The following is a 2,651-nucleotide window of genomic DNA, read 5'->3' as shown; positions in this document are numbered from 1 at the left end:
GGGCGCCGCTCGACAAGTTCTGCTATAAGCGTTTTGAAGCGTGAAATGCAGGGGATTAGCTATCGGACAATCCCAACTTTACAATCAAGGATGGGAATGAGGGAACCATGTTTCCCAAAACCATCCCGTCAATACTCCTGCATGCGTCATGACTGACAGGTCAAGGGGTTTGAAGTACAGGTAGATTCGGCAGAACGAAGGCTAAAGCCACTCCTTCGGAGAAGGTACGTCAACGGATATGCCGCACGGCTGAAAAACTGAATATGGTGAGAATGGTTTCAGCGCAATGAAACTGACGAACAACCGAATATACAGGTCTAAAGATTGAACATAAGGAAACTTATGTCCCATCCGACGATGGGGTGAGTGGTGTGGAGTAAAAATGCGCCCTCTGAAACACGCTATACCGGACTAAGGCGGTATCCAGCTCACAGGCTTCCAGGGAACACCTAAGTTCAGTATCGATAGCTAGATTGTAAGGGACTTGGAAAACAAGGAACGTTGAAACAAGGACTGTCATCCAAAACGTTTGTCATAAGGCTTTTTGCCAAAAGACATTTATCCTTGCGAGGGTAGGGGTATGACTGATGAATCTCTTGTAATGAGAGTGGAGGAATAGCCCCAAGTCTAACGAAATGAAAGATTATTTTCCAAACGTGTATTGCACCGATCGGGTAGGAACGTGGGAACATCGCTCCGAAAGGTGGGATGCCACAGTGCAAGCTTTACGATATTGGGATTACTATGAAATGACCGAGACTTTCACAGATTTGTACGACAAAAGCTTGAAGCACCAATCCTTTTCTCATCTTTATGATGTCATCACATCTAGAGAAAACATTTTATTAGCCTATCGTACTATAAAATCAAATAAAGGCTCCGGAACACCCGGAACCGATAAGCGTACCATTAACGATATTAAAACGTGGTCTGAAGAAAAATTATTACTGGAAGTCCGAAGACAACTTGACAATTACCGTCCCAAGAAAGTCAGACGAAAATGGATTGATAAAGGAAACGGAAAGTTTAGACCGCTAGGCATTCCTTGCATCTTGGACCGCATTATCCAACAAAGCTTTAAACAGGTACTTGAACCGATTGCGGAAGCTAAATTCTATAACCATAGTTACGGATTTAGACCACTACGCTCGGCACACCATGCTATGGCAAGGGTCCAACAACTTATCAATTTATCCCACTTTCATTTTGTGGTTGATGTTGATATTAGAAGTTTCTTTGACCATATAAGCCATACCCTGCTTATAAAGCAGCTATGGAACATGGGGATTCAAGACCGAAAAGTATTAGCCTGTATCGGCAGAATGCTGAAAGCTGAAATAGACGGAGAAGGCATACCTACACAAGGTGTGCCCCAGGGCGGTCTGTTATCAACTTTATTGGCGAATATCGTTCTTAACGACCTTGACCAATGGGTTGCGGGACAATGGGAATTCTTCCCGCTATCCAAACCTTATCAATCCAAAGTAGGTGAAAGACAAGCCAAAAAGCGCACTAATCTTAAAGAAGGCTACCTCGTCCGCTACGCGGACGACTTTAAAATTCTTTGTAAAGACGGTAAAACGGCACATAGGTGGTATCATGCCGTAAGGCTCTACCTTAAAGACCGCCTAAAATTGGATATTTCGCCCGAAAAATCACAAGTTGTAAACCTGCGGAAACGTGAATCCGAATTTTTAGGCTTCACTATTCGTGCCGATAAAAAGCGTAAGAAAAGAGTTGCGCGTACCGGTATTAAAACCGACAAAAAGCGTCAAATTAAAGAAGAAGCTCGAAAACTGATTCGAAGAATGAGGTCTTCGCCTTCGGCGCTTAATGCGTTACGCTTTAACAGCTTTGTACTGGGGATTCATCAGTACTTCAGAAAAGCCACTAAGGTCAATCTCGAGTTCTCACGTCTTGCCTATGATTTAGGTGCGTTCATATACAATCATCTCAGACCAGTAGGTAAATATGGTCATCCAGCTAACGCGCCGCCGACCTATAAAAAGATATACCGTCGCAGCTTTAAAACGTTTCGAGTAGCTGGTGTCTATTTATTTCCGTTGGCGGATGTGAAAACGCAGAACACCATAGGATTTACTCCGGCAATGACGCCTTTCACCAAAGAAGGTAGGAAAATGATATACAATAAACTACAGCCGGATATTCAATCAGAAATTGGTGCATTAATGAAATCAACGCTACCGAATCGGAGTGTTGAATATATAGATAACCGTATCAGTCGATATAGTATGAAGATGGGGAAATGCGAAATTACTGGCACGGAAGTGCCAGCATCAGAGGTCCATTGCCATCACTATGTACCGTTAAGCCTTGGCGGAAACGACCAGTTTAACAATCTTCGCATTCTTCACGAAGATGTACACCGATTGATTCATACGAAGGAAAAAAAGATGATTTATGAACTCATAGAAAGATTTCAGCTTACAGGGACGATGATTGAAAAAGTCAATCGCTTCCGTGATAAATGTAAGCTTGAACCTATCTAGAAATTCCAAACACGAAGTAACGAGGAACTTATAATCGAGTAAATTACGTTAGATGGAACGCGGAATGCGGGGAAACTTGCACGTTCCGTGTGGAGCAGGGGAAAAGCCGGAGATAACTTCAAACGCTTACCTATTGCTGAC

The 2,651-nt window shown here is 43.1% G+C and carries 1 protein-coding gene; it reads left to right on the top strand.

The features are described from left to right. Window positions 1-716 precede the first annotated feature (716 nt). The gene (gene ltrA, locus ACFQU8_RS09600) at window positions 717-2,510 is read left to right on the top strand and encodes a group II intron reverse transcriptase/maturase (RefSeq protein ID WP_382359188.1); all 1,794 of its coding nucleotides are present in this window, start codon (window positions 717-719) and stop codon (window positions 2,508-2,510) included. Window positions 2,511-2,651 lie beyond the last annotated feature (141 nt).

Origin of the sequence: Lentibacillus kimchii, assembly GCF_042666895.1 — a bacterium.
Lineage (GTDB): Bacteria > Bacillota > Bacilli > Bacillales > Amphibacillaceae > Lentibacillus > Lentibacillus kimchii.
Note: the sequence above shows the minus strand (reverse complement) of the source record. Positions and strands in the feature narration are given on the sequence as shown.